Genomic DNA, 23,673 nt, shown 5'->3' with positions numbered 1-23,673 from the left:
AATTGATATGGTTATTTTTTTTCCCAAGCAAACTGCTGGAACATTGCATCTACAGGTGTTTTCGCAACGTGGTTTGTGTAGTTGCTGATTACTTTTTGAGATAAACCAAGGATAATCTCAAGAACGTTTTGTTGTGTGTAACCTGCTGCAAAGAACGCTTCCATTTGCTCTTCAGTTACGTTGCCACGTTGACGAACGATCTCAAGCGTAAAGTCTTTAAGAGCTTGAAGCTTCTCGGTTGGCATCGCTTCTTCATTACGCAGTGCTTCAGTTAGAGCAGGATCAACTTTCATTGAGTGTGCAATACCAGTGTGTGCAGGAACACAGTAGTGACATTCGTGCTCAACGTTAATTGCTTGCCATACCACTGTTTTCTCTTCAGCCGTGAATGACGTTTCTAGGAACAGTTGATGAAGCTGAGTGTATGCTTTTAGCAGCTCAGGAGACTCGCCCATTGTGCCGTAAAGGTTAGGAATAACGCCCATCTGCTTTTTAGCGCCAGCGAAGATAGCTTTAGCTTTTGGTGAAACAGTTTCTTCAGTGTGGATTTTAAATGCAGTCATGATTACGTTCTCTTATGTTGATTCGCTGATGAGGTTTGTGTGCCCCGTTAAGTTGGAATAACTATAGCGCCAAGTGAGCGATCGTTCAAGCAATAAATTGAACACTTGTTCAATTTATTGCTATATCTATCTTAAGTTGTTGAAAGTATTCTAGTTTAATTTTTAATGAGTGGGTGGTGATTGGTTGATAGAAAGAATGGGTCAATATGTTGATCTTCGGAAAGGGGGAAGATAGCAGGTAAAAGAAAGCCCAACACAAGGTTGGGCTTAGAATCTATGATATGATTGGTGGCTTACTTAAATGGACCACTCACAAAGATGTCGTCAATAAACTTCTCTACTGCATCAAGCTCTTCTGTTGCACGAGCAAAAGTGCGAAGCCCAATAATCTGAACTTGGACAAAGCGTGCTAGCTCAACTGGGTCTTTATCAGCACTGACTTCACCATCAGCAATTGCTGAAGTTAAAATAGCGGTGAATGCCTTTTCAATGTCACTCAATAGGCGTTTTGCTGTATCTAGTAGATCTGGGTTGTCTTCTTCCGTTAACTCAGAAACAGATTTTACGACCATACACATACCACTAGGTGCGGTATCTCGCCCTTCTAAGATGATCTTTCGGATGAAGCTTTTCAAGCCGTCAATCTTGGTTGGAGCTTCAGCTAAGCTGCTCTCTAGTAACTGGTCGCTGTCCTGTCCGTAGCGTTCGATCGCTTCGATAAACAACTTATCTTTATTACCAAATGTTGCATAGATACTACCAGGGCGCATATCAAGTGCGTCCTGTAGTGCTCGCATAGAAGTACCGTGATATCCCTTTGCCCAGTAGAGGTCCTTCGCTTTAATGATCACATCTTCTCGATCAAATTGTGCTCTTTTACTCATAATGTTACCTAGGTGATTGGGTCTTAATGCGTGGATTATAGCGAATTTATTAACACTCGTTCAAGTTCAGTCTTGCGTATCTGTAGGGTCGTTAAGTAATTCAGTTAGAATCTGTTTGTAGTTCTCTACAGGATGAGCACCAGTCACTGCTGATTCACGGTTAAAGACCATAGTCGGTACACCGCTAACACCGTGCTGTTGCCAAACAGCTTCCTGCATGCGAACGTCTTCTTTTAGTTCTGGCTTATCTAACCATGCAATACCTTCGTCAGCGTCTAAACCAACAGCGATAAGTTCGTTGCGAAGAACATTGCGGTCAGATACGTCTTTTTGCTCGCTAAAGAAAGCATTAAACAAGCGAAGTTTAAGTTCTGTCTGTTTGCCAAACTGCTTGGCAAAATCTAACAGTACATGTGCTTCAAGGGTGTTAACCATACGCATATCTTCGAAATAGTTGAACTCAAAGCCATGCTCTGCGCCTTTTTGAGCAATGCTGATACGAGCACGATCGCTGTCTTCTCGACTAGAGCCATACTTTCTCTTTACATGGTCACGAAGGTTTTCGCCTTCTGCTGGCATATCAGGGTTTAACTCAAAGGGAAGCCACTCGATCTCAATCTTATCTGCAACATCAAGTTCTTTAATAGCAGCTTGTAGGTTGTTATAGCCGATAATGCACCAAGGACAAACCACATCAGAGATAATTTCTAGTTTTAACTTATTTGTCATATCACGTTACCTATATTATTTTGTTTAACAATTTGAACGTTTGTTCATGTTTTATGTATAGTGGCACTGTTTAAAAGAAAAGGGAAGTATAAATGTGATCTACATCTCATTTAATTTCGATTTGATTAACCTTTCAATTATGCACGAATGGATTTCAATATTGCCTGTTTTTGAAATTTAACGATTGATCTACTATTACTCCATCGAAACGAATTGATGAATCTTTCAAGATTTGCAAACAACCAACAAGCAATAAAACGGACAGTAAAAGAGGGCATTAATATGAGTACGCAACAACTAATCCTAGAGTTATCTTTAATCGGTTCTATGATCCTTATTACGGGCTTCTTTTTAGTTCGTTCATATAATGCAAGTGACTCTATTTCACTGAAAGCACAGAAAATTCTGACAGGCTTAATTGGTACCTTCTTACTGATGGCAGGTACGGTGAAGTTCTTTGACCCGTTCACCACAATGTTTACTCAGCAGATTGCACTGAGTGAACTTCCTTTCCCTTTCCTTTCTCGCTGGGCTGGTCAATTGGGTGAAATGGGTGCAGGTGCGCTGCTGATTGTTGTGATGATTGGTGAAAAATCACTGCCACGAGAATTGCTGACAAAGGCAATGTATGCTTCAACTGCACTGACTACGATTATCATGTTTGTCGCGGTATATGTTCATTTACTACCAAGCGTACCAGCAGAAGTGTTACCACTTCAGTCAAAACCACCTGTAATGACATTGGTTATTTTGGCGTTAGCGTGGCTTAATGCTTACCTATACAAAAAGAATTACTAATCGATTTAAACGCCAACGGAATGTTGGCGTTTTTCGTTTTCACTCATTGGGGAAAGAGGTACCACATGAAAACTACATTGGCATTTGATGTTTACGGCACTTTAATTGATACGCAAGGTGTTTTGAGAACGCTTGAAAAATGGTTAGAAACTAGCGATGCATTGTCGGTTTCCAAACTTTGGCGAGAAAAACAATTGGAATACTCATTTCGCCGTGGCTTGATGCGTGATTATGTCGATTTTTCAGTTTGTACCAAAGATGCTTTGGAGTATGCGCTGCTTGACCAAAAAGTTGAGTTAAATGATGAGCAAAAAATACAACTCATGAACGTTTATAAGGCTCTGCCTGCATTCGATGATGTGGTCCCGGCCTTAGAGGCTTTAAAAGAGAAAGACATGGCTCTTTATGCTTTCTCAAATGGCAGTTCAGAAGCCGTATCTGGTTTATTGAAACAAGCAGGGATCTATCACTATTTTGATGGTGTAGTTAGCTGTGCTGATGTTCAGAGCTTTAAACCCGACCCTGAAGTTTACGAGCATTTTTTAAGAGCAGCGGATAGCACGATGGATAAAGCATGGCTAATTTCAAGTAACCCATTTGATGTGACTGGCTCTATTTCCGCAGGGTTTAGATCTGCATGGGTTAAGAGAGACCCAAACGTTGTGTTTGATCCTTGGAATATCCAGCCAAGTGCGGTGGTTTCTTCACTTAAGCACGTAGCACAAGTTGTTGGTTGAACATGAGATGACCAATAGTTGCGTTCCGAGAATACAAAAGCCGTTTTGATTCTGTTGTGGCGATTCATCCAACGCGCAGTGAAGAGTGGGTAACTATGTAAGTTGCCCCTGATCTACCTGGTTTTGGTGAAACACGAGTGGCTGATAAAGCGCACTACGGTATTCAGGCGAGTGCAAATCTCTTGAATGATTGGATTGTTGCTGAAGGTTGGAAAAATATTTGGTTAATCGCACACGACATTGGTGGTGGTGTTGCTCAAGGTCTTCTGGTTGCAAATGAAGCAGCGTTTGAAAAAGCAACGCTTTCAAACTCCATCACAGCAGATACTTGGCCTGTACCTGCAATGCAAGGTCTAATTGACGCTGCAAGCGCTGAGCAATTTGAAATGGCAGCAGAAGCAGGTGCGATTGGCGGTGAGCTAGGTCCATTCATCCGCTCAACTTTTATGAACAAACATCAGATTACAGATGAGATCCTTGAAGCGGTATTCTTAGATTCAAAACTGAGCCATGAAGTAGGTCGTGCTGAATTCGCTAATCTTCTTCGTAGCCTAACTAACGAAGATACTAAAGCGAATATGGAAGCTCTGAAGAAAGTTGAGCTGCCAGTAAACCTAATTTGGGCAATGAAAGACCCACATCAATCTTGGGAAGGTCCTGGTTCAATTCTTTCAAATACATTTAAGAACATCTCGGTTCAGCAGATCGAAAATGCAGGGCACTTCCTACAGATTGATGCTGAAGAAGAGTACTTGAAACTGCTTCTAGGCTAAAAACTTCGACCTAATATGTCGCTATTAAATGATATCTGGGCATCCTGTAAAAGGATGCCTTTTTTGCTATTTGCACGTTTTGTCTCGCTCGTGCCTATTATTTATTTGAGCTTTGGTTTTTTCGATGAACCTGGCGGAATATTCATCGCACTTATGGTGATCAAAGGCATTTTGCCATCGATGATCGCCATACTACTTGAACCAATTAACTTGATTACGTCCGCTTTCTTTAGACACATAAAGGGCGGTGTCTGAGCGATGAAATACTTGTGATAGTAGAGTGTCTGCTGGCTCTATTTTTCCAATACCAATGCTGATAGTAATAGAGAACGAATCACCATTAATCGAAGTGAACGTTATTGCTTCAACTTGTTGTCTTATAGACTCTGCTATATCGGTTGCCTGCTCATCACTCATATTGCATAGCAACCCACCAAATTCTTCGCCTCCAATTCTGCCTGAATAACCAAACTCATCGGTATTGTTCTTGATGATGGAAGCTACGGCTTGAATTACGTCATCCCCAGTTAAGTGACCATAGGTATCATTCACTTTCTTAAAATGGTCGATATCAAGGAGAAGTAGTGTTCCGTCACAAGGTTCGTTACTTTTTCGTTCGATAAGCTGTCGAACTTTGCCATCGAGGGAGCGCTTATTGAGAAGCCCTGTTAGATAATCCTGTTCAGCTTTCTTTTTAAGTTCAGATTTTAGTTGTTCATTTTCAGTAACATTACGTGCGACCCAAACCACCGCTCGATGTCCGTCAACGGTATGGGGAAGGGCTTGAACTCTGCCCTCAAACCACTGGGTGGAATCTGGCACCTTTAAGCCAGGAACGTCAGGAAAGGTTTCTGGAGAGAGCTGATAGGTGATATTTCTCGCACCATTTGAATCTAGGGCTTCATTGATAAGGGCTTTCATTCTGTCAGCTTGCTCAGGGGCAAAATGAAATATGTCGTAGAATGACATGCCAATCATGGAATCTTTTTGGTAATCAAATTGGCTTTCTTTGCCACCGTAGAGCTTTAAAAACTTACCAGATTCCGAGATGACAAAGACTCTATCTGGTAATGCATTCAGCATGGATTCAAGGTTGAAACCACCTATATTGTGTGACATTGAAGCCCCCTTATGTTGCTGTCTACACTATACACAACCCATTTGATGAAACATATAGGATAGGATTCCGTTAAAGTGTTTAAATGATCGTTTTTAGTGTGGTTGCATCCTGTCGAAATCTTCCATGAAAGGGTACGCCAAACTCGGTTACGAGCTGTTAAATCACTCAGAACGTCCTATTTTAAAGGCTGCTGCTATCATAGCTGGCGAGCACCATGAAAAGTGGGATGGCTCAGGTTATCCCCATGGGTTAATTGGGGAAGACATTCATATCTACGGTCGAATTACGGCTATCGCTGATGTTTTTGATGCACTTGGTACTGAACGAGTTTATAAACTAGCGTGGTCTATTGAGAAAATTATTGCGTTATTTAAAGAAGAAAAAGGCAAACACTTTGACCCTGCACTGGTTGATCTACTGCAAGGGTCTGTTGACCTTTCGAGCTGGTTTTTGCAGCAGTTTGTGGGAAATTTCCACAAGGCAGAGGCTTTGATGTGTAGCTAGCCTACATGAGAAGCCGATAACACAGTGGGAATGAAGCACAAACGCTGCCCGAAGGGTTCGGCTAAAATCGTTTTATGCTTTGTTAAGGGGTATTTACTTAGAATGACTAGGCTACACACCCCTTGCCGCGCCTAAAACGATTTTATCTCGAACAAAATTTAACCACGAAAGGTCAACAGACCCTAGATAATCTTGAAAGCTTTTTGGCAATCAGAGCAAAATACTCTCGATAAATTTCATTGACGAGTTGAACTAATTTTCCATTTTGACTGGCATTTATTCATAGTTATACTTACAATATGAACGATTGTTCAAGTAAGAGTTTTATCATGGCTAACTATCCTAAATTCGATCGAGAAGAAGTCTTAAAAAAAGCGATGAATCTCTATTGGGAGAAAGGATTCAATGCAACATCAATACGTAATCTGCAAGACGTTGTGAATTTAAAAGCAGGAAGCATCTACGCAACGTTTGACAGTAAAGAGGGGCTGTATAAAGAAGCTCTCAACTATTATGCAGATACGTTTGTCGAAATGATGAACGACATTGCTTCAAGGAGCGGGTCTGCTCATCAGGCATTAATTGCAATCACTAAAACATCAGTGTTAGAAAGTGCGGAATCTGCTCCGAGTGGTATCTGTATGCTCACGAAAACGATCAGTGAATTAACCGATGAAAATCGTGACTTGTTGGAAGAGGCTCAACGGTTATTAGAGAAATTTGAACAGGCGATGGCAGTCATATTTACGCAGGCATTGGAACAAAATGAGCTTGTGTCTCAACTGTCTGCAAATGAATTGGCAAAACATCTACAGATTCAGATCATTGGCATGCGCTCTTATCTTAAAGGAAGTGGGGATACGCAGGAAATGGAAAGGAACATTGACAAGATGTTTAACCAGTATCCATTAAGCTTTGAGGTGTAGTATGAAATCACAACAACAGAATGCTTTTTCGTTGATAGATGCCCATCTAATCGCAAAGTCTCTAAAAATTGCCTTGTTGGTTGGGACTATTTTGATGCTCATCAACCATGGTGAAGCGCTATTCAATAATCAAATGGATATACAAAGGGGAATAAAGGCTGCTTTGTCATATTGCGTGCCATTTTGCGTTTCTCTTTACTCTGCCGTATCGTCTGCCAGAGAATACCAATAGTTGAATGAGCCAAGCGAATGCTTGGCTCTTTTCTATGTGTAAGAGTCCTCTCAATCGGTTTTCTTTGTGCCAATAGAAGAAAGGAAACCAGAGGGTTGTTGAAAACGCTCAAAGATCATATCTCGAAATGCTACAACTCTCGCTGAGATAAGCTTTCGATCTGCCCATATCATGTAAGCTGTGCCTGTTGGTCCCTCTACGTCTGGAAGTATTGGAAGCAATTTTCCTTGAGCTGCAAATTGTTCAAAAGGGGCTTGAGGCATCAAACAAATACCAACGCCCGCTAAGGCTGCCTCAATTGTCAGTCTTAGGCTGTTTACTGAATAGCTTGGTTTAAACGGAATTCGGACTGGGGTCCCATTCTCTTTAAACTCCCAGTAAGGCATTTCGTTGCCTGCTAATAGTTTGTGATTGATTAACTCTTCAACTTTACTAGGCATACCATGCCTGTCGATGTAGTTTGGTGCCGCCGCCAAAACCAGTGGTGATTGAAATAAGCGGCGCTGAATTAAGTGAGAAGCATGAGGCGGGGTCGTCACCAAAGCCAGATCAATCTGCTCGTCAAAAAAGCGTTCTGTGCCAGAGCTAAATTGAATCGAGATGGATACCTCGGGGTGCATCTCCATAAAATCAATCGCCATTTGTTGTAGGAAGTAATCTGCGAATGGCTCTGGACAAGAAATACGTATTTCACCCGTTAATACAGGTTGACTATTGGAAAGCTGAATCCACTGGTCATCGAGCTGAGAGAAGATTGAGGCAAAACGTTGGTAGTACTCATTACCAGCCGTTGTCAGTTGGAACTGTTTAGCGTTACGATGCACTAGCTTTTCACTCAATTGCTCTTCAAGGTGGGCAACAGCACGTGATAAGGTCGGTGCAGAGACATTGGTCTTCAAGCTTGCCGCAGCAAAGCCCCCACACTCAACAGATTGACAGAATAGATATAAGTTTGAGATGTCTTTTGCTTTCATATATGCACGCTTTAAATTCAGAATTGTCTGTTTTTGATTCGCAAAGGCTAGCCTAGAATACAGCCATCAGTTAGTCAATCGGAGTCAAAAAATGAAAAAGCTTCCACGTAAATTCCAATATCCGCTAATGGTTTCAATGGTTCTTCCAACAATGCTACTTAGCATGCCAGCGATTATGGTTTATAAAAATCTACCAAATGGAATGTCATTTTTTGATGCTTGGGTTGCAGCACTTGGTCAAATGCTTCCGTCAGCGCTTATGTTATTAGCAGTAGTGGCACCAACGGTTCGTCTTTTTGTTACTAAGGTTCTTCTTGAACCAGCGCCAAAGGCATAACAAACAGGTTAGCTAAATCAATTTAAACCTTTTGATATTTGACTCCAAGCCGCACATTGATGCGGCTTTTTGTTGTTTCTATCGTTTATGCGCAGAGTCGCTATTGTTTTTTGAGAGAGAACATTACAAGCCCAATCATTGTTAAAATCATTCCAAAGAATGCTAGAGGAGTGATGCTTTCTTGAAAAATAATCCATGACTCTACAGCTGTGAATGAAGGCACCAAATAGAAATAACTGGATACTTTCGTTGCCTCGCCATGTTTGATCATATGCATCAACAGCAAAGTAGCAGATAGTGACAGTCCAACAACAAGCCAGCCTAAACCTAATACAAAAGATAGACTCCATTGAACGCTCTGATCTTCGTATACAAGTGACAAAACTCCCATGACAAGAGTTAATGCCAAATATTGGAATAGAATCTGGGTAATCAATGAACCATCACTAGTGAAGCTTTTCTGATATAAGGTACCAAGAGTAATCCCAAGCAAAGCAGTGATGGAAAGTAGAAAGGCGTCAAGAGAGATATTGGTTGTATCTGCACTGAATGGAGAGAGGACAAGGAATACGCCTGCAAACCCTACGATAATCCCTCCCCATTGAAGCCAAGATAGCCTTGTCCCTTTCTAGAGATAATAAGAGCAGTTAAAATTGGTTGAAGTCCTGTAACTAAAGAGACAAAAGTTGCAGGCATATTCAGGCTGATTGCCTTAAATGCACCTCCCAAGAACATCGCTTGCAGCATGATCCCAGCTATCATTTGCTTTTTAATTGTCGTCCAACTTGGCCATGGCGACTTAAGTATTGATGCGATGATGATGAAGGTAATGCAAGAAAAGAAACCTCTTAGGAATAACAGCCAGAAAGGGTCGCTATAAGCTACAGTAAACTTCGCTCCAATAAACCCTGTACTCCAAAGGAATACGAATTGAATTGGGATTAAGGCTAGGATCCACTGATGAAGTTTTTTATTAGTTAATAACGTCATCGGCCTTCTAGACCTATCGAATGTTGTTTTAGGGCAATGCCTTCCGACTCTGAAATCAGCGATGCATATTGTGCGAGGGGCAATCGACCAGAGTAAAGGTCGTATGTGACTTGTGTGATATTCTTGCTTGTTATGTAGGCTATCTCATCGATGGTCATTCCCATAACAGTTTGTAGCCCAATGGCAATTCTTGAATCAAGAGGAAGGTGTAATATCTGTTTTAATAGTCGGTGGTTAACCGACAATAGTTCGATCTCTTCTTCGCATATTTCCTGACTGAAACTTTCAGCTTGAAATGTCTCGTAGACTTTACGTAATCGCTGTGAACACTGCATTTTGAAAAAATCTATATAGTCAGTTCGTTTAAATACACTGATAAGCAATTGGTTTGCTTTGCTCATTGAGCCAGTCATCCATAGAGATAACTGAAAAAGTTCTTGTTGTTTCATAAGGATTTACAACGCCTTTAAATCATCGTAACGGCAAGAGTTCCACCAATAGAGATTAGTGTTCCACAGACTACCCAATTAGTGAGGTCTGATGGGTCTTTAGCGATTTTTGTCATGAAGAAGAATGCAATGGATGCAGCAACACTCTTTATAAGAAGCGGAATGCTAAATGGCACTATCGTCCATATGTACGCTCCCGATAAAAAAACGGGTACAAAAACAATGTGCATAGCCCTTAAGCCAAGCTTCTTTTGGGGACCTTTCAATTTAAATGTGGTGATTATAAAAATGATCACCATGATAATCCCGAAAATAAAATGTACAGGGGTATTGTTCATTAGGCTGAATTGCATCTTAGCTCCAATAATGTGTTCTTTTCTAGCGAAGTGCCATAAGTGTAGGAGAGCTAATGATAATGCCATCTGAACGTTCGTTCAAGCTTGTTGAATATATTCCATAACAATGTATGCGATTTCAGGGTGTGCTGCTTTTAGGTGAAGCCGAAGCTGTTTTGAGTAAAGCAGAAGATCATCAATTTTAAAAAAGTGATGGCTTTCTAAATTAACGATTAGTTTGTTTTGAGTGCCATTCTTGAACACCAAAAGGCTGTGTAAGGGGGCATCTATATCGAATTGGTGGATAGTATTGAGATATTATTCCTTTACCTGGTCACTAGTATGCGTGGTCGCTGCATTAATTAAGGCATTGCGATAGATCTCAAGCGATACACCTACAAGGATATAGATAATATATAACGTAGCTACCTTGTCAGCGTACTGAAGAAACCGTATATCCTGTTCAATACCAAATGAAGTGATTAAAACACCAACAACCATAACAAGTGATGTTATGGCATCTCCTCGTCCTTCCAGTCCACTGTTTTTAAGTGTTTCGGATGAGAGTTCCTCGCCTTTCTTTAGAGTGAATTGACTCACAATCAACTTAACCGCAAACGTTGCTATCGCAGTCATGATCACTAATGAAGAAACTGTTTCGGATGGAACTGTAAGAGTCTGGATGAAGTCTACTGTGATGAGGAGCGTGAAAACAAAGATGATTATTGCCACCGTTGCATTAAAGATGTATTCAGCCCCGCCATGGCCGAAAGGGTGGGCATCATCAGGTGCTCTGTTTGATACTTTTAGACCAATAGCAGCAAAGATATCAGTGACAAGATCTGAAAAGGAATGGACACCATCAGCCACTAAAACGGGGGAATGGAATAGGGTGCCGATAATGACCTTGGCACATGCTAATAGTGTATTGACAATGGCATTTAAAACAATGACTGCGAACTCTCTCATGTGACCCTCATCGGTAAATCTTTCTTACGTTCACTTTTGCATGAACAACATTCAAAATTGAAGATATTATATTTTGAACGATCGTTCTATATTGTGTATAAATGATTGCTAGGAGAGTAGAATGAAAGACGCAGTACATTCTGACACAAATGTTCCAGCCTCAGATTTGAACGAAGAAGCAAGAATGAAAGTTCAGCGCAAGGCAAAACAAACAAAAGAGAGTAGGAAGACCAGCGATAGAAACGTAAGAGTACCTGATTTAGAAGAAGGTTGTTTTATGTTTAGTTTTGGCTGTGTTGAGTTTTAGTTCATTCATTCAGAAAGCTGAGAGAGCATATTTATTTGTTCATCGTATACATGAGATAGTCTTTAAGTTTTACTTGATGTAATGAAGACGGTTTTTGAATAACTTTTGTTGGAATCCTTGGAGTTACGATCGACTCTGAGCATGCTTGGGAACTTATTGCTGAGTTTGTTTTAGCGATGAAATATGGATTAGGGCTGAACAAAATCCTTGGTACGATCCATAGCTATCCCACTTGGGCTGAAGGGAATAAGTATGTTGCTGGCGAATGGAAGCGTAACCATGCTCCGCAGTTAGCACTAAAGCTTTTGGAAAAATTTCATAGATGGCGCAGAGGATAAGCAACGCCCACGATAGTGGGCGTTAAAATGGGATATCAGGATCATTCAAAAGCGGTGCGAAGTGCTGCTGTCACACGCTCTTCGCTTGCTCGAATACGAATATCATCGGACTGGTCAATCCATTGAATAATCCCATTTTCATCCACTAGAATCGATGTCGGAACTGCCATTGGTTTAAATTTCATTTTCTTAGGGAAGGGTAGACCAAATACCGTCATTACTCCCTCCGAGTCACCACCTAGTGCCTTATGGTGCTCAACACCAAACGCTCTAATCATTGATAATTCAATATCTGAAAGCAGGGTATGAGAGAGCTTGTCACGCTTCTTATGGATCATAGCGTGTTGAGGTGAGTCATTCGATACGGCTACCACTTCTACGCTGTAATTATCAAATATAGGCTTCATATCTTCGAACATTCTTAACTCTGTACTACAGTACGGACACCATGAGCCACGGTAGAATTTAAGGAAAATACGTTTGCCAACTAAGTCATCGTTTCCAAATGGCGTATTGAAGTAAGTCGTGCTTGAGAAGTTCGGTAACTGATCACCAACTTTTACTGTGATGTCTCCCAAGGGTGCTTTGCTTCCTTTGAGTGTTATATATACGAGCACTGTCATAATGAGTGGAAGCAGCGCTATTGGGATACTAATCAAAGAAGCGAATGGTAATGAAAAACTGAGATGAAAAATCGCTGCAACTCCCAGTATTGAGCCGATAACTAAAGAGGAGATGAATAGCACTGGCACTTGAGGCGTTTTATTCTTTTTCACTTTAGAAAAGTAGTTAAACGAACCAAGTCCAGTAATGAGCAGCCCAGTCAAAGACAGTATTAAATCAGTATTCATTTGGATATCTCAAATCATTAAATGTATTAATTAGCATATATACTAACAAATATGAACGAATGTTCAACTTACTTTGATTAGGCTGTTAATCCCACTGTCTATCACTATCTCTAGCTCGTCGTGAGAGCGACCCGTAGAAGCAATGGATGCGGGATCACGTAATCTCTTTCCTACCTTGATAAAAAACGATTATATCAACCGAAAATGAACAATCGTTCAAATAATCTTGAACGATTGTTCTTGTGGGCGTATAGTTTACCCATCAGTGAGTTGTTAACGACTCATATTCGAGCCATCATTTCTAGTGAACCGCTCAAATATGGACGCAATGACTCTACGTGCCGACAACGATTGAACGTAGTTTAAATAGCGAAAGGTAACACTATGAAACGAGCAGTAATCACAGGTATTGGGATCATCTCTAGTATTGGTAATAATGCTGAAGAGGTGACCGATTCACTACGCAATGCAAAAAGCGGCATCACTTATTCTAAAGAGTTTGAAGAAATGGGTTTGCGCAGTAAAGTTTGGGGGGCGCTAAAGATCGACCCTAAAGAACATATTGACCGCAAAACTCTTCGCTTTATGGGAGATGCATCTGCCTATGCGTATTTATCGATGCAGCAAGCAATCAAAGACGCAAAACTAACACCCGAGCAAATTAGCAATCCAAGAACAGGGTTAGTTGTTGGCTCTGGTGGTGCTTCGGGTCAAAGCCAAGTACAAGCGGCAGATACACTACGTGAGAAAGGGGTACGCAGAATTGGTCCATACCTGATCACTCAAACGATGGCTTCGACTGCTTCTGCAACCTTAGCGACACCATTTAAGATTAAAGGGCTGAGCTATTCATTATCATCAGCTTGTGCGACAGGTAGCCATGCGATAGGTCATGCATGGGAACAAATACAACTCGGTAACCAAGATATCATCTTCGCTGGTGCAGGAGATGAATTGAACTGGACACAAGCGATGGGCTTTGATGCGATGGGTGCGTTATCCACTAAGTATAATGATAACCCGAGTGAAGCATCACGACCTTATGATAGCGAACGAGACGGTTTTGTTATTTCTGGTGGTGGTGGCATTGTCGTGGTTGAGGAGCTTGAACATGCTTTAGCTCGTGGAGCGCATATCTACGCAGAGATCGTTGGGTATGGTGCGACATCAGACGGTGACGATATGGTTGCACCATCGGGTGAGGGTGCTGCTCGCTGTATGACCATGGCGCTAGAAAAAGCAGAACGAAATGGCGTAACAAAGGTAGATTATCTCAATACTCACGGAACTTCGACACCCGTTGGTGATACCAAAGAACTAGCGGCTGTTTTAGAGGTGTTTGGTGACCATCTACCAATGATCAGCTCAACAAAATCGATGGCAGGTCATGGGTTGGGCGCTGCGGGCATCCATGAAGCCATCTACAGCTTACTAATGATGGAAAATGGCTTTGTTGCACCAAGCATTAATGTGAAAAACTTAGATGAAAAGTTAGTTGATCTGCCCATTGTGACTGAAACTCAAGACCATGATCTAAAGGCGGTAATGAGCAACAGTTTCGGCTTTGGTGGGACAAATGCGACTTTAGTATTTAAACAATTCCAACGTTAAGTTAACCATAATCCCCTAGTAAGAGCCGACAGATTCATTGTCGGCTTTTTTGTCTCCAAATCTTTTTTTGAACAGGTGTTCAAAATAACTTGAACGATCGTTATTGTTGTTTTATAGTCTCTACATCGGTGAGGGAGACATAGCCCTCTACATAAGGTTCCTTTGAGAAAAAGACCTTAAAAAATTTCAAAGCAATAGATGCTGGAGTATGAACAATGTCTTTTAATTTTAAACAAAAATACGGTGAATGGGCTTTGGTAACTGGTGCTACATCAGGTATTGGTGAGCAGATGGCAGAGCAACTTGCGGCAGACGGTATGAACGTTGTTCTCGTTGCAAGACGAGAAGCTGAGTTAAAAGAATATGCGAACACTCTTGCAGAAAAGTATGGTGTTAAATCGGATATCATCGTTGCAGATCTCGCAACACAAGCTGGCGTAGATCAAGTAAAAGCGGTGAAGCAAGACATTGCACTTGTTGCTCTATCGGCAGGCTTAGAAACCAATGGTGCTTTCGAGAAGTTAGACCTAGATGGTGAGCGCCGTTTGCTCCAAGTGAATGTCACTTCGACAATGGAATTAAGCCATCACTTTAGTAACACGATGGTAGAGCGTGGCAAAGGCGCGATCTTGTTAGTTGCAAGTATGTTTGGTCAGATGGCATCACCATACTTTTCAACTTATGCTGGCTCAAAAGCATTCGTGATGAACTTTGGTCAGTCTCTATATAGTGAACTAAAACCAAAAGGCATTGATGTTAGTATTCTATCTCCAGGGTTAACCAAAACACCTATGGCGAACGCTACTGGTGTGAACTGGTCAAAGGTACCAATGGCTGCAAAAACACCAGAAAAAGTAGCACAATTAGCGTTAGAGGGTATTGGACGTCGCCTAGTAACCGTGCCAGGTATTCGTAACAATATCATGGTATTTATGTCGAAATTAACGCCTGTGAAAATGTTGTCTACTACAATGAAGCTTATGCTAGACAGAGCTGTAGACCCTAAACGTCTATAAACTCAGCTTTTACGAAGAGTTTAACAATTAAGTATTGAAGGTATTGCATGACTGAATAAGTGCAATACCTTTCTGCTATTTAACCATTAGAGAATTGGAATTCAAGATGCACAAGGAAATCATCGATTTTTGGTTTAACGAACTAGAACCACAGCAGTGGTGGGAGAAAGATGAAGCTTTCGACCAAATGATCAAGTCTCGCTTTGGTAGAGTTCACGAGCAGGCTATAGCAGGCGAGCTGTATTTATGGAGAGAAAGCGCAAAAGGCTGTTTGGCAGAAGTTATTGTACTCGATCAGTTCTCTCGCAATATCTATCGAGATACCCCAAACGCATTTGCCAGTGATGCAATGGCTCTAGTATTGGCACAGTCGGCAATTTCCCGAGGTTTAGACAAAGATCTCACGGATATACAACGAGTCTTCTTATGTATGCCATATATGCATAGTGAGTCTAGGTTAATTCATGTTGAAGCAGTAAAGTTATTTGAGGCTATCGGCATTGAAAATAACCTTGAGTTTGAACATAAGCATAAAGCTATCATTGACCGATTTGGTCGTTACCCGCATCGCAATGAAATTTTAAGGCGAGAGTCTACCGATGCAGAGCGAGATTTCTTGGAACAACCAGATTCTGGGTTTTAATTACAACGTTACTTTATCGAACTCTTAGAGCCTGTCAGTTTAATTCTACAATTTTGTCATCTAGTAGCAGGCTATAAAAGCTACTTTTCCAATGTTCCGGATATAGTTGCTAACAAGTATTTACCCCAAAAATATAGTTTATTTAGAGTGGTGTATGTTTGGTGAATCCTTAGATTGAAAAGCTTAAGTTTCCTGTGGTATTTCAGGTGCTTATTAATACCGTGAATCAAGTAAGTAAAGCTTTTAATGCATGTTTTAAGTAATACTTAAGGTAATACTTTCTTTTGTGTTTATCTTTTAAATTATTATTTATCAAAAACTTATAAATTTAAGTGTGAGGTCTCTCTCCCGCCAGATTCCAAAAGCACTGATTCGTCAGTGCTTTTTTCATTTCTGAAGTATGTAGACCACTTTGAGTGGCACAATCTACATATACCTGTCTAAATCTCGTCAATAGTACCTTTCATGCTGAGGACATCTGTGACTAGCATACAGTTAAGTTATGGCGGTCTTTCTCTAGTGTTGAGCAAAAACTTAGATAACCTATCTCTGTTTAAGATTTACTTTCTATTTGTCGGATTGGCTGTAAGCCTGTTGCTACCTCGATTCTCTGCGAGGTAGGGGTGAATTATGTTAATTGCACTCCAGCTGCTGTCTCATTTATGAGAACTTTAACTATTAGTTCACATTTATTTAGTTTTAATGCTTGGGTACTAGTCGAGCGCAATTACTCGCCGTCGACCTCAAGACCATTGTAAAGCCTTTACATGGAGTCAATCTGAGTAAATACATATCGTCTAAATTATCAATTAGTTCAATGATTAACCATAATCTTTGTGGCGTTGTTGTTTGTCTAAATTTTGCTAGGTTGGTTGTTATAAGTTTAGTAGTAGTGAGTGAATTCTATGGGTACAAGGATGGTACTTTCGTTATTGGCTGCTTCAATTGGTGCGATAACGTTCTCTAGTTCAATTTACGCATTAGAAGTAGATACTGATAATGATGGCGTCTATGACAGTGTTGATCTTGATGATGATGGCGATGGTTTATCTGATGAGCTAGAAGACCTGCATGGTTTTGATTCTCTTGACCCAAACGATGTGTTTGTTGATAGCGACAGCGACAGCATTCTAGACATTGATGAAATCCTTCAAGGCACAGACCATAACGACGTTATGGATGCGAATGTTGTTATTGATGCCCAGTTTAATGGGGGGCAAGCGCTGTTTTTTGATGTCACTGCTGGAGTACTGGATGAATTTCAGTTTGAGGCGATGGGACAAGACGGCGATAAAATCTTATTTGGTGGCTACTACTACTTCGAAGATGACATCGTCAGTGATGATTACATGGTCGTTGTTCGTGTTAATCCTGATGGCTCTTTAGACACGACCTTCGCAGAGGACGGTTTTTTCTATGGGCACACTCACGATATCAATGGCAGCGTTGGCAGCATCTCCATTGCAAATGATGGCTGGTACTTGATTGGCTTAGAAAATAGTGCCAACAACGCACAAGTTTTGTCTATTACTCAAAGTGGTCAGGTCAATACAGATAAATACGCTAGTGGCTTTTTAACATTATCGGGTGCAAAAAACATTGCTCCGGCGGTCTATGAGTCATCAAATGGCACTTTTTATACAGGGTCTAGCACAGCAACTCAAAACGGTAAGGCTTATATAGAAAAGCTTACTAGTGCAGGAGAGCTAGACACCGATTTTGCAACCGATGGTATTTACACCATTGATTATAATAGTGGCTTTGGTTGGGAGAGCGTTCTTCATCTATTCGAACAAGCTAGTGGCAACTTGCTGATTGCTTTTAGACCGAATAGTAATTTGGTGTTTACGGAACTCACCCCTGAAGGAGTGCTTAATTCCAGCTTTGGGAGCTCTGGCTACTTAGAGCACGGTAGTTTTACGGATGTTATTCAACTTTCGGATGGTCGGTTTGCTGTTCTTGAATCTGATGGGACACTTGTTGTTTATCTCGCAACTGGCGAGATTGATACCAGTTTTGGTGATAATGGTTCATATCAATATCAACAAAAGGGCATTAGCTTTGAAGCATTAAGCGTGATTGAGCAAGCAAACGGGACATTAGTCATTGCCAATACATTTACCAGTAGCAGCACACAAGGTATTCAGACAGTCCAACTGACCAGTGACGGACGACTTGATACTCGCTTAGATGGCTCAGGCTATATTCGAACTGTCTTTGATGCAAATGCCGATTTTTCAAACGCCGTTCAGCTAGGAAGTCACAATTTTGCTTATGGTGGTGAGCATAGTAGCAACGATTACCAGGTGGCGTTAGGCGTGTTATCTAATCCTTATGAACACGACCTTGGCGATAGCACGGATACCGATAGTGACGGCATCTTTGACGGTACTGATATCGATGTTGACGGCGATGGCTTGATTGAAATTTCAACCCTTGATGAGCTAAACAATATCCGCAATAACCTCTTTGGTACCGGATACAACAATGGCAGTGGTGACGTAACTACCGGTTGTGGCAATGGTGATGACATCCTCAGTTGTCATGGTTATGAGCTAACCAATAACCTGAACTTTGATGAAAACGGCGATGATGTTGATAACGATACCTTTAACACCGGTCATGGCTGGGTAGCTATCGGTACTGAAGGCGCACTGTTTGAGGCGACGTTCGAGGGTAACGGTTACACGATCTCAAACTTTTATATCAACGATACGACCAATGACAGCGAAACAGACGCCGTTGGCCTGTTTGGTTATGTTGATGGCAGTACGATTCAAAACCTCCACCTTAAAGGCAGTATCTCAGGATCTGGCGGGTATATAGGTAGTCTTGCAGGCATCATCTTAGGTGATAGTCCAAGTAGTGTGGTGAATGTGTCGTTCATCGGGGATATCACTGGCACGCTTAGCAATGGCTATATGGGTGGCCTGATCGCTAAAGTAAATAATGTTAGCTTGAGCCAATGTTACGTAAATTTGGCCGCCACCTCTAACAATCAATCCGGTGGTATTGCCGGCACAGCGGCCAACAGTTCTATCGACAATTGTTTTGTCGTCGGTGAGATTGATTCATCAGGAACGGTTGCTGGGGGCGCTGTTGGTAGTGTAACCAGTACAACTATCTCCAATGTGGCTTCAGATATCGATGTGACGGCAAACAATGCAACAGGTGGATTGATAGCCTCTTCTTCTAACGCTAACAACAATCTGCTAGCAAGCTATTCTATGGGTCGAGCGAGGGGCAGTCGTGATAACGGTGGGGCGGTTGGTGCTGGCATTATTACAGCAACGGATGTGTATTGGGATACCGAGACCAGTTTTAATGACGTGAGTGCCGCAGGTACCGGTAAAACTACAGCCGAACTGCAAAACACGGTGTCCAATAGTGGCATTTATGAAAACTGGGATGCGAACTATTGGGATTTTGGTACCACCTCACAGTACCCGGTTCCGATCATTAATGGTGTGGCTTATCGTGATAGAGACAGTGACGGCACGCCTGATGCCGTTGATGCTTTCCCGGATGATCCGGCAGAAGATACTGACTCTGATAGCGATGACGTCGGTGATAATGCGGATGCCTTTCCTAATGATCCAACCGAAACACACGATACCGATGGCGATCGCATTGGTGACAACTCCGATCCAGACATTGATGGTGATGGTGTCGATAACGAGCAAGACCTATACCCTTATGACGGCTCGGGCAGTGTTGCCGCAGACGATGTGGATCTCGACGATGATGGCTTGATTGAAATCTACACGCTGGCAGACCTTGATGCGATCCGTAATGACTTAACTGGCGCTAGCTTAAATGGCGTTACAGCGGGTTGTGCAGGCCTGACAGATGGCACTGGTTGTAATGGTTTCGAGTTAAAAGCTGACCTAGATTTTGATACCAATGGCGACGGTGATTTATCAGATGAAGGTTACTACAACGCAGGTGCTGGTTGGATAACAATCGGTACGGAAGATACGCCTTATACCGGTCACTTTGATGGTAATGGTCATACAATCAGCAACTTATTTATCAATCGTCCTGATGAAGATCATCAAGCGTTATTTGGTTATATTGGTTCGATAACGGTAAGTAACCTGACTATTGACGGCGCATTGACCAGTGTAACGGGTAAAGATGAAGCGGCGATTTTAATTGGTCGTAATGGCAGCTCGGATTCAAGCGTTCTTGCCAATATTTATGTTAGCGGTACCGTGGTTGGTGTCGATGACAGTGGTCTAGTGGCGGGTAAGCTGTATGATCTAGATGCTGATGAGGTTCACGCTCAAGGTAGTATTACTTCAATTACTTACAATGAAGGCGAATCGGATGAAGATATCGGCTCTGATACAGGTGGCTTGTTTGGTCAGCTATCGGGTACATCGACACTAGATTTCACCAGCTTTGAGGGGCAGATTGACACGTACAACTCTGCTGGTGGTTTAGTCGGTGATGCGGCAAACGTGACAGTGAATGACAGCTACGCAATCGTGGAGATCACCACAACCACGGATCAATCGGGTGGTCTATTTGGTAAGTTGGAAAGTAGCGGTACGTTAACTCGTGTATTCGCTCAAGGCTCTATCTCAGGTGAGACGCAGATTGGCGGCCTCATTGGTAATATTGTCGACCCAATCACCATTACCAATTCATATTCTGCCGTAAATCTAACCGGTGATTCGATCATTGGTGGTATTGCCGGTGACCTTAATGGTGACTCTACGTTCACCAATGTCATCGCGTATGGCGCTATCACAACCAATGATGGTTTGAATACCAATACTGGCGGCATCTTGGGTTATAGCTCGGACTCTACGCTTACCGTCGATGATGCTCACTGGGATAGCGAAGCCTCGGGCATTGCCAGCACCTTTGGCGATCAAGGCACCGCCTATACCACGAGTGAACTGCAGTGCCCTCGCTCAACCAGCGATGAAAGCTGTAGTGCGACACCTTATGACAACTCATGGTCGGATACCTATTGGGATTATGGCTCATCAACCCAATACCCAGCTTTAGTATTTAACAGCAGTGTCTATCGTGATGCCGATGGTGACGGTTATTGGGCATATGAAGATGCATTCGATAATGATTCGACGGAATGGCTAGACTCAGACAGTGATGATGTTGGCGATAATTCGGATGCGTTCCCGAACGATCCAAACGAGTGGTTAGACTCGGACAGTGACAATGTCGGTGATAACTCGGACGCGTTTCCGAATGATCCAAACGAGTGGTTAGACTCGGACAGTGACGATGTCGGTGATAACTCGGATGCATTCCCGAACGATCCTAATGAGTGGTTGGATACCGACAATGATCTGATTGGTAACAACGAAGACACTGATGACGATGGTGATGGTGTTCTCGATGTAAATGACGAGAACCCATTGATTCCGGGTGAAAAGGATACCGTAGCGCCCGTTATCAGTGGCATAGTCGATATCACTTATGAAGCGGTTTATGAGTTCACTCGTATTTATGTACCAGAGCCAACCGTTGTCGATGATAACGATAGTAATCCAACTGTAGAGTATGGTCGTGCAAGTTACGTCTTCAGTGTTGGGCAGCACGTAGTGGTCTGGACGGCTACCGATGCTTCGGGTAACCAGTCTACAGCTGAGCAGCTCGTTACGGTCACTGATACAACCCCACCAACGATCACAAGTGCAGGAATTATTGATATTCATGCTCAAGGGTACTTAACTGATTTAAACAGTGCGCTAGCAATTACCGCTTATGACTTGGTTGATGGTGATATTGATGCGACTGTTGACGGGGAGGCACTACGTGAATCGGGCCAACACATTGTCGATATGGAAGCAATTGATAATGCTGGTAATAGAGCGGTAGTGACATTACTCGTCAATATTTTGCCTGAACTCACCCTTGTAGAACAAATGACGGTTGAGGCAGGAGGCGACTATGATGTTAGCTTGTTCTTAAGTGGTGAAGCGAGCAGTTATCCAGTGACCGTTTCATATAGCCTGGTGACAAATGGTGTTGCCGTGCAGCAAGAAAATGTAGAGATCACTTCCGGTCAACGTGGGAGTGTATCAATCTCTGTTCCTGATGGGTTGAGTGAGTCCGATTCATTTATGCTTCGCATTGATGGCGTTGAGAATGCCTTTATTGATGGTAACACAGAAAGTCAGCTTGTAGTGACTGACGATAACGTGACACCTCAACTTCATTTATCTATATCTCAAGGCGGTAATAATACTATCTTGGTCGATCCAGATGATGGGCTTGTGACAATTTTTGCGACAATCACAGATGTAAACCAGGCAGATACACACACGATCGATTGGCAGGTAGATTCGGCAATGTTTGATGAGTTGCTTGATGATGACACAGCGACCTTTGAGGTTGATCCTAGTTTACTCTCTAATGGTATTTATCAATTTTCTGTAACCGTCGCAGAAGATAATACCAATGATATGTTGAATGTTAGCCAAGATGGCCAGTTTATCGTAGTCGATTTACCTGACTTAAGTGTTGGAAATGATAGCGATAACGATGGTATCAATGACCTGCACGAAGGCTATGGAGATAGTGATGGAGATGGTATCGCGGACTATCTAGACAGTGATGATAACGTTGCCCGCCTCCCAACGGGTGAGGGTGAACAACCAATGCAAGTACTTGATGGTTTATCCCTATCCTTGGGTAGCTTGGCTACGAAATTAGGTGTGGGTGTTAACTCGGCTTCATTTAGTCTTGAAGACCTTATCAGTGTTCTTGGAGATGATGCAGCGAGTATTAACGACGCTGATTTTGTTATCACCACACCATTGTATAATTTTGCCATTGGTGGTTTGGCTGAACCAGGAATATCTGTAAGCGTTGTTATTCCTATGCCATCTGGTTATACACTTCCAGCAGATGCTGTATATCGAAAATACACACCAGAACTGGGTTGGTATGCTTTTGTTGAAGACAGTCGTAACTCAATCAGCTCTACTATCGCTGATATTAATGGAAATTGCCCGGCAGCAGATGATGCGATTTATGATGAAGGTTTATCACAAGGCTTAGTAGAGGGTAATGATTGTATCTTGCTTACTATAGAAGATGGTGGGCCAAATGACGCTGATGGTCTAGCAAATGGTATTGTTGAAGATCCAGGCACCGTGGCTGTTCTCGCTAATAGTGAGGCCCCAGTGAGCGATGAAACGGGTGGTTCGTCTTCTGGCGGTAGCGGTGGTTCTCTAAGTAGTTGGATGCTGCTGATTGCTGCTCTGATATTTCTACTTCGCAGAGAGCAGTGGTGTCGGGTGGCAGTCTCTTATGCACGTCTAGTTAAATAGTACCTATGGTGAAATTAAGAAGGAGGCAAAATGCCTCCTTTTTTTTACCGCAAAGGTTGGCGAACTGAGCAAACTTTAACGTTGTTTTAGGTATCAGCCAAATCCGCTCAAGCGTGGGTTCCTATAATCTCAAAATTCCTCTATTTAACGTGGGACTCTAGCGGCCACCTTTAAAATAAATGGGATATTGTTCTGTTTGATTGGTTGTGATAGTGTTAATTTTTGTGGTGTTAGGTTGCGTTAGTGTAACTGCTGGTGAGCTCAATAGTTTGAGCCG

22 protein-coding genes and 2 pseudogenes are annotated in these 23,673 nt (G+C 42.1%); 13 read left to right on the top strand and 11 right to left on the bottom strand.

What is annotated here, in order from left to right:
• Positions 1–11: 11 nt before the first annotated feature.
• From DPF91_RS09895 to DPF91_RS09885, 3 genes are all read right to left on the bottom strand, one after another.
• Positions 12–563 carry a carboxymuconolactone decarboxylase family protein gene (locus DPF91_RS09895; protein ID WP_117234268.1) on the bottom strand — a complete coding sequence of 184 codons (552 nt, stop codon included), beginning with the start codon at positions 561–563 and terminating at the stop codon, positions 12–14.
• Positions 564–856: 293 nt separating this feature from the next.
• A complete protein-coding gene (locus DPF91_RS09890) occupies positions 857–1,447 on the bottom strand; it encodes a TetR/AcrR family transcriptional regulator (RefSeq protein ID WP_117234267.1) in 591 nt (196 codons plus the stop codon).
• Between the two features lie 66 nt (positions 1,448–1,513).
• On the bottom strand, positions 1,514–2,176 hold the full coding sequence (locus DPF91_RS09885; RefSeq protein ID WP_117234266.1) for a DsbA family oxidoreductase: 663 nt from the start codon (positions 2,174–2,176) through the stop codon (positions 1,514–1,516).
• 282 nt (positions 2,177–2,458) lie between these two features.
• Between DPF91_RS09885 and DPF91_RS09880 the strand changes: the two genes are divergently transcribed.
• The 3 genes and pseudogenes from DPF91_RS09880 to DPF91_RS09870 form a co-directional block, all read left to right on the top strand.
• On the top strand, positions 2,459–2,974 hold the full coding sequence (locus DPF91_RS09880) for a hypothetical protein (protein WP_117234265.1): 516 nt from the start codon (positions 2,459–2,461) through the stop codon (positions 2,972–2,974).
• 65 nt (positions 2,975–3,039) lie between these two features.
• Positions 3,040–3,711 (top strand): haloacid dehalogenase type II, encoded by a 672-nt coding sequence (locus tag DPF91_RS09875; protein WP_117234264.1) that lies wholly within the window; start codon positions 3,040–3,042, stop codon positions 3,709–3,711.
• A gap of 113 nt (positions 3,712–3,824) precedes the next feature.
• Positions 3,825–4,484 (top strand): annotated as a pseudogene (locus tag DPF91_RS09870) (alpha/beta fold hydrolase); the annotation flags it as partial.
• 192 nt (positions 4,485–4,676) lie between these two features.
• On the opposite strand, the gene DPF91_RS09865 reads toward DPF91_RS09870, so the two are convergent.
• Positions 4,677–5,603: a sensor domain-containing diguanylate cyclase gene (locus DPF91_RS09865; RefSeq protein WP_117234262.1), complete on the bottom strand. Its 927-nt coding sequence runs from the start codon at positions 5,601–5,603 to the stop codon at positions 4,677–4,679.
• 124 nt (positions 5,604–5,727) lie between these two features.
• Here DPF91_RS09865 and DPF91_RS09860 point away from each other — a divergent pair, with 124 nt between their 5' ends.
• The 3 genes from DPF91_RS09860 (at position 5,728) to nrtS (ending at position 7,266) form a co-directional block, all read left to right on the top strand.
• Positions 5,728–6,108 carry an HD-GYP domain-containing protein gene (locus tag DPF91_RS09860; protein WP_117234261.1) on the top strand — a complete coding sequence of 127 codons (381 nt, stop codon included), beginning with the start codon at positions 5,728–5,730 and terminating at the stop codon, positions 6,106–6,108.
• Between the two features lie 329 nt (positions 6,109–6,437).
• On the top strand, positions 6,438–7,034 hold the full coding sequence (locus DPF91_RS09855) for a TetR/AcrR family transcriptional regulator (RefSeq protein WP_164684122.1): 597 nt from the start codon (positions 6,438–6,440) through the stop codon (positions 7,032–7,034).
• 1 nt (position 7,035) lies between these two features.
• Positions 7,036–7,266 (top strand): nitrate/nitrite transporter NrtS, encoded by a 231-nt coding sequence (gene nrtS, locus DPF91_RS09850; RefSeq protein ID WP_117234259.1) that lies wholly within the window; start codon positions 7,036–7,038, stop codon positions 7,264–7,266.
• A gap of 50 nt (positions 7,267–7,316) precedes the next feature.
• On the opposite strand, the gene DPF91_RS09845 is transcribed toward nrtS, so the two are convergent.
• Positions 7,317–8,240 (bottom strand): LysR family transcriptional regulator, encoded by a 924-nt coding sequence (locus DPF91_RS09845; RefSeq protein ID WP_117234258.1) that lies wholly within the window; start codon positions 8,238–8,240, stop codon positions 7,317–7,319.
• 91 nt (positions 8,241–8,331) lie between these two features.
• Between DPF91_RS09845 and DPF91_RS09840 the strand changes: the two genes are divergently transcribed.
• Positions 8,332–8,577, top strand: a complete 246-nt coding sequence (locus tag DPF91_RS09840; protein ID WP_117234257.1) for a DUF2798 domain-containing protein — start codon at positions 8,332–8,334, stop codon at positions 8,575–8,577.
• A 100-nt stretch (positions 8,578–8,677) separates the two neighbouring features.
• Here DPF91_RS09840 and DPF91_RS22170 read toward each other — a convergent pair whose 3' ends face one another.
• The 5 genes from DPF91_RS22170 to DPF91_RS09820 form a co-directional block, all read right to left on the bottom strand.
• Positions 8,678–9,079, bottom strand: a complete 402-nt coding sequence (locus DPF91_RS22170) for a DMT family transporter (RefSeq protein WP_277392917.1) — start codon at positions 9,077–9,079, stop codon at positions 8,678–8,680.
• 80 nt (positions 9,080–9,159) lie between these two features.
• Positions 9,160–9,567: a DMT family transporter gene (locus tag DPF91_RS22165; RefSeq protein WP_206355556.1), complete on the bottom strand. Its 408-nt coding sequence runs from the start codon at positions 9,565–9,567 to the stop codon at positions 9,160–9,162.
• Positions 9,564–10,016: a hypothetical protein gene (locus tag DPF91_RS09830; protein ID WP_117234256.1), complete on the bottom strand. Its 453-nt coding sequence runs from the start codon at positions 10,014–10,016 to the stop codon at positions 9,564–9,566. Before DPF91_RS09830 ends, DPF91_RS22165 begins: the two co-directional genes overlap by 4 nt.
• Before the next feature lie 17 nt (positions 10,017–10,033).
• On the bottom strand, positions 10,034–10,438 hold the full coding sequence (locus DPF91_RS09825; protein ID WP_117234255.1) for a hypothetical protein: 405 nt from the start codon (positions 10,436–10,438) through the stop codon (positions 10,034–10,036).
• Between the two features lie 231 nt (positions 10,439–10,669).
• Positions 10,670–11,320: a cation diffusion facilitator family transporter gene (locus DPF91_RS09820; RefSeq protein WP_117234254.1), complete on the bottom strand. Its 651-nt coding sequence runs from the start codon at positions 11,318–11,320 to the stop codon at positions 10,670–10,672.
• Positions 11,321–11,441: 121 nt separating this feature from the next.
• Between DPF91_RS09820 and DPF91_RS09815 the strand changes: the two genes are divergently transcribed.
• A complete protein-coding gene (locus DPF91_RS09815) occupies positions 11,442–11,627 on the top strand; it encodes a hypothetical protein (protein ID WP_117234253.1) in 186 nt (61 codons plus the stop codon).
• A 113-nt stretch (positions 11,628–11,740) separates the two neighbouring features.
• Positions 11,741–11,965, top strand: a pseudogene (locus tag DPF91_RS09810) (pyridine nucleotide-disulfide oxidoreductase); the annotation flags it as partial.
• Between the two features lie 41 nt (positions 11,966–12,006).
• On the opposite strand, the gene DPF91_RS09805 reads toward DPF91_RS09810, so the two are convergent.
• Positions 12,007–12,816, bottom strand: coding sequence for a peroxiredoxin family protein (locus tag DPF91_RS09805; RefSeq protein ID WP_117234252.1), 810 nt, complete (start codon positions 12,814–12,816; stop codon positions 12,007–12,009).
• 384 nt (positions 12,817–13,200) lie between these two features.
• Between DPF91_RS09805 and fabB the strand changes: the two genes are divergently transcribed.
• From fabB to DPF91_RS09785, 4 genes are all read left to right on the top strand, one after another.
• Positions 13,201–14,427, top strand: coding sequence for a beta-ketoacyl-ACP synthase I (fabB, locus tag DPF91_RS09800; RefSeq protein WP_117234251.1), 1,227 nt, complete (start codon positions 13,201–13,203; stop codon positions 14,425–14,427).
• Between the two features lie 215 nt (positions 14,428–14,642).
• Positions 14,643–15,443, top strand: a complete 801-nt coding sequence (locus DPF91_RS09795; protein ID WP_117234250.1) for an SDR family NAD(P)-dependent oxidoreductase — start codon at positions 14,643–14,645, stop codon at positions 15,441–15,443.
• Between the two features lie 106 nt (positions 15,444–15,549).
• Complete coding sequence (locus DPF91_RS09790; RefSeq protein ID WP_117234249.1) at positions 15,550–16,086, top strand: DUF924 family protein; 537 nt, start codon at positions 15,550–15,552, stop codon at positions 16,084–16,086.
• Between the two features lie 905 nt (positions 16,087–16,991).
• The gene (locus DPF91_RS09785) at positions 16,992–23,396 is read left to right on the top strand and encodes a beta strand repeat-containing protein (RefSeq protein ID WP_117234248.1); all 6,405 of its coding nucleotides are present in this window, start codon (positions 16,992–16,994) and stop codon (positions 23,394–23,396) included.
• Positions 23,397–23,673: the final 277 nt, after the last annotated feature.

It is taken from the genome of Vibrio maerlii (assembly GCF_003415655.1).
Classification (GTDB): domain Bacteria; phylum Pseudomonadota; class Gammaproteobacteria; order Enterobacterales; family Vibrionaceae; genus Vibrio; species Vibrio maerlii.
This window is presented reverse-complemented; position numbering and strand designations above follow the sequence as displayed.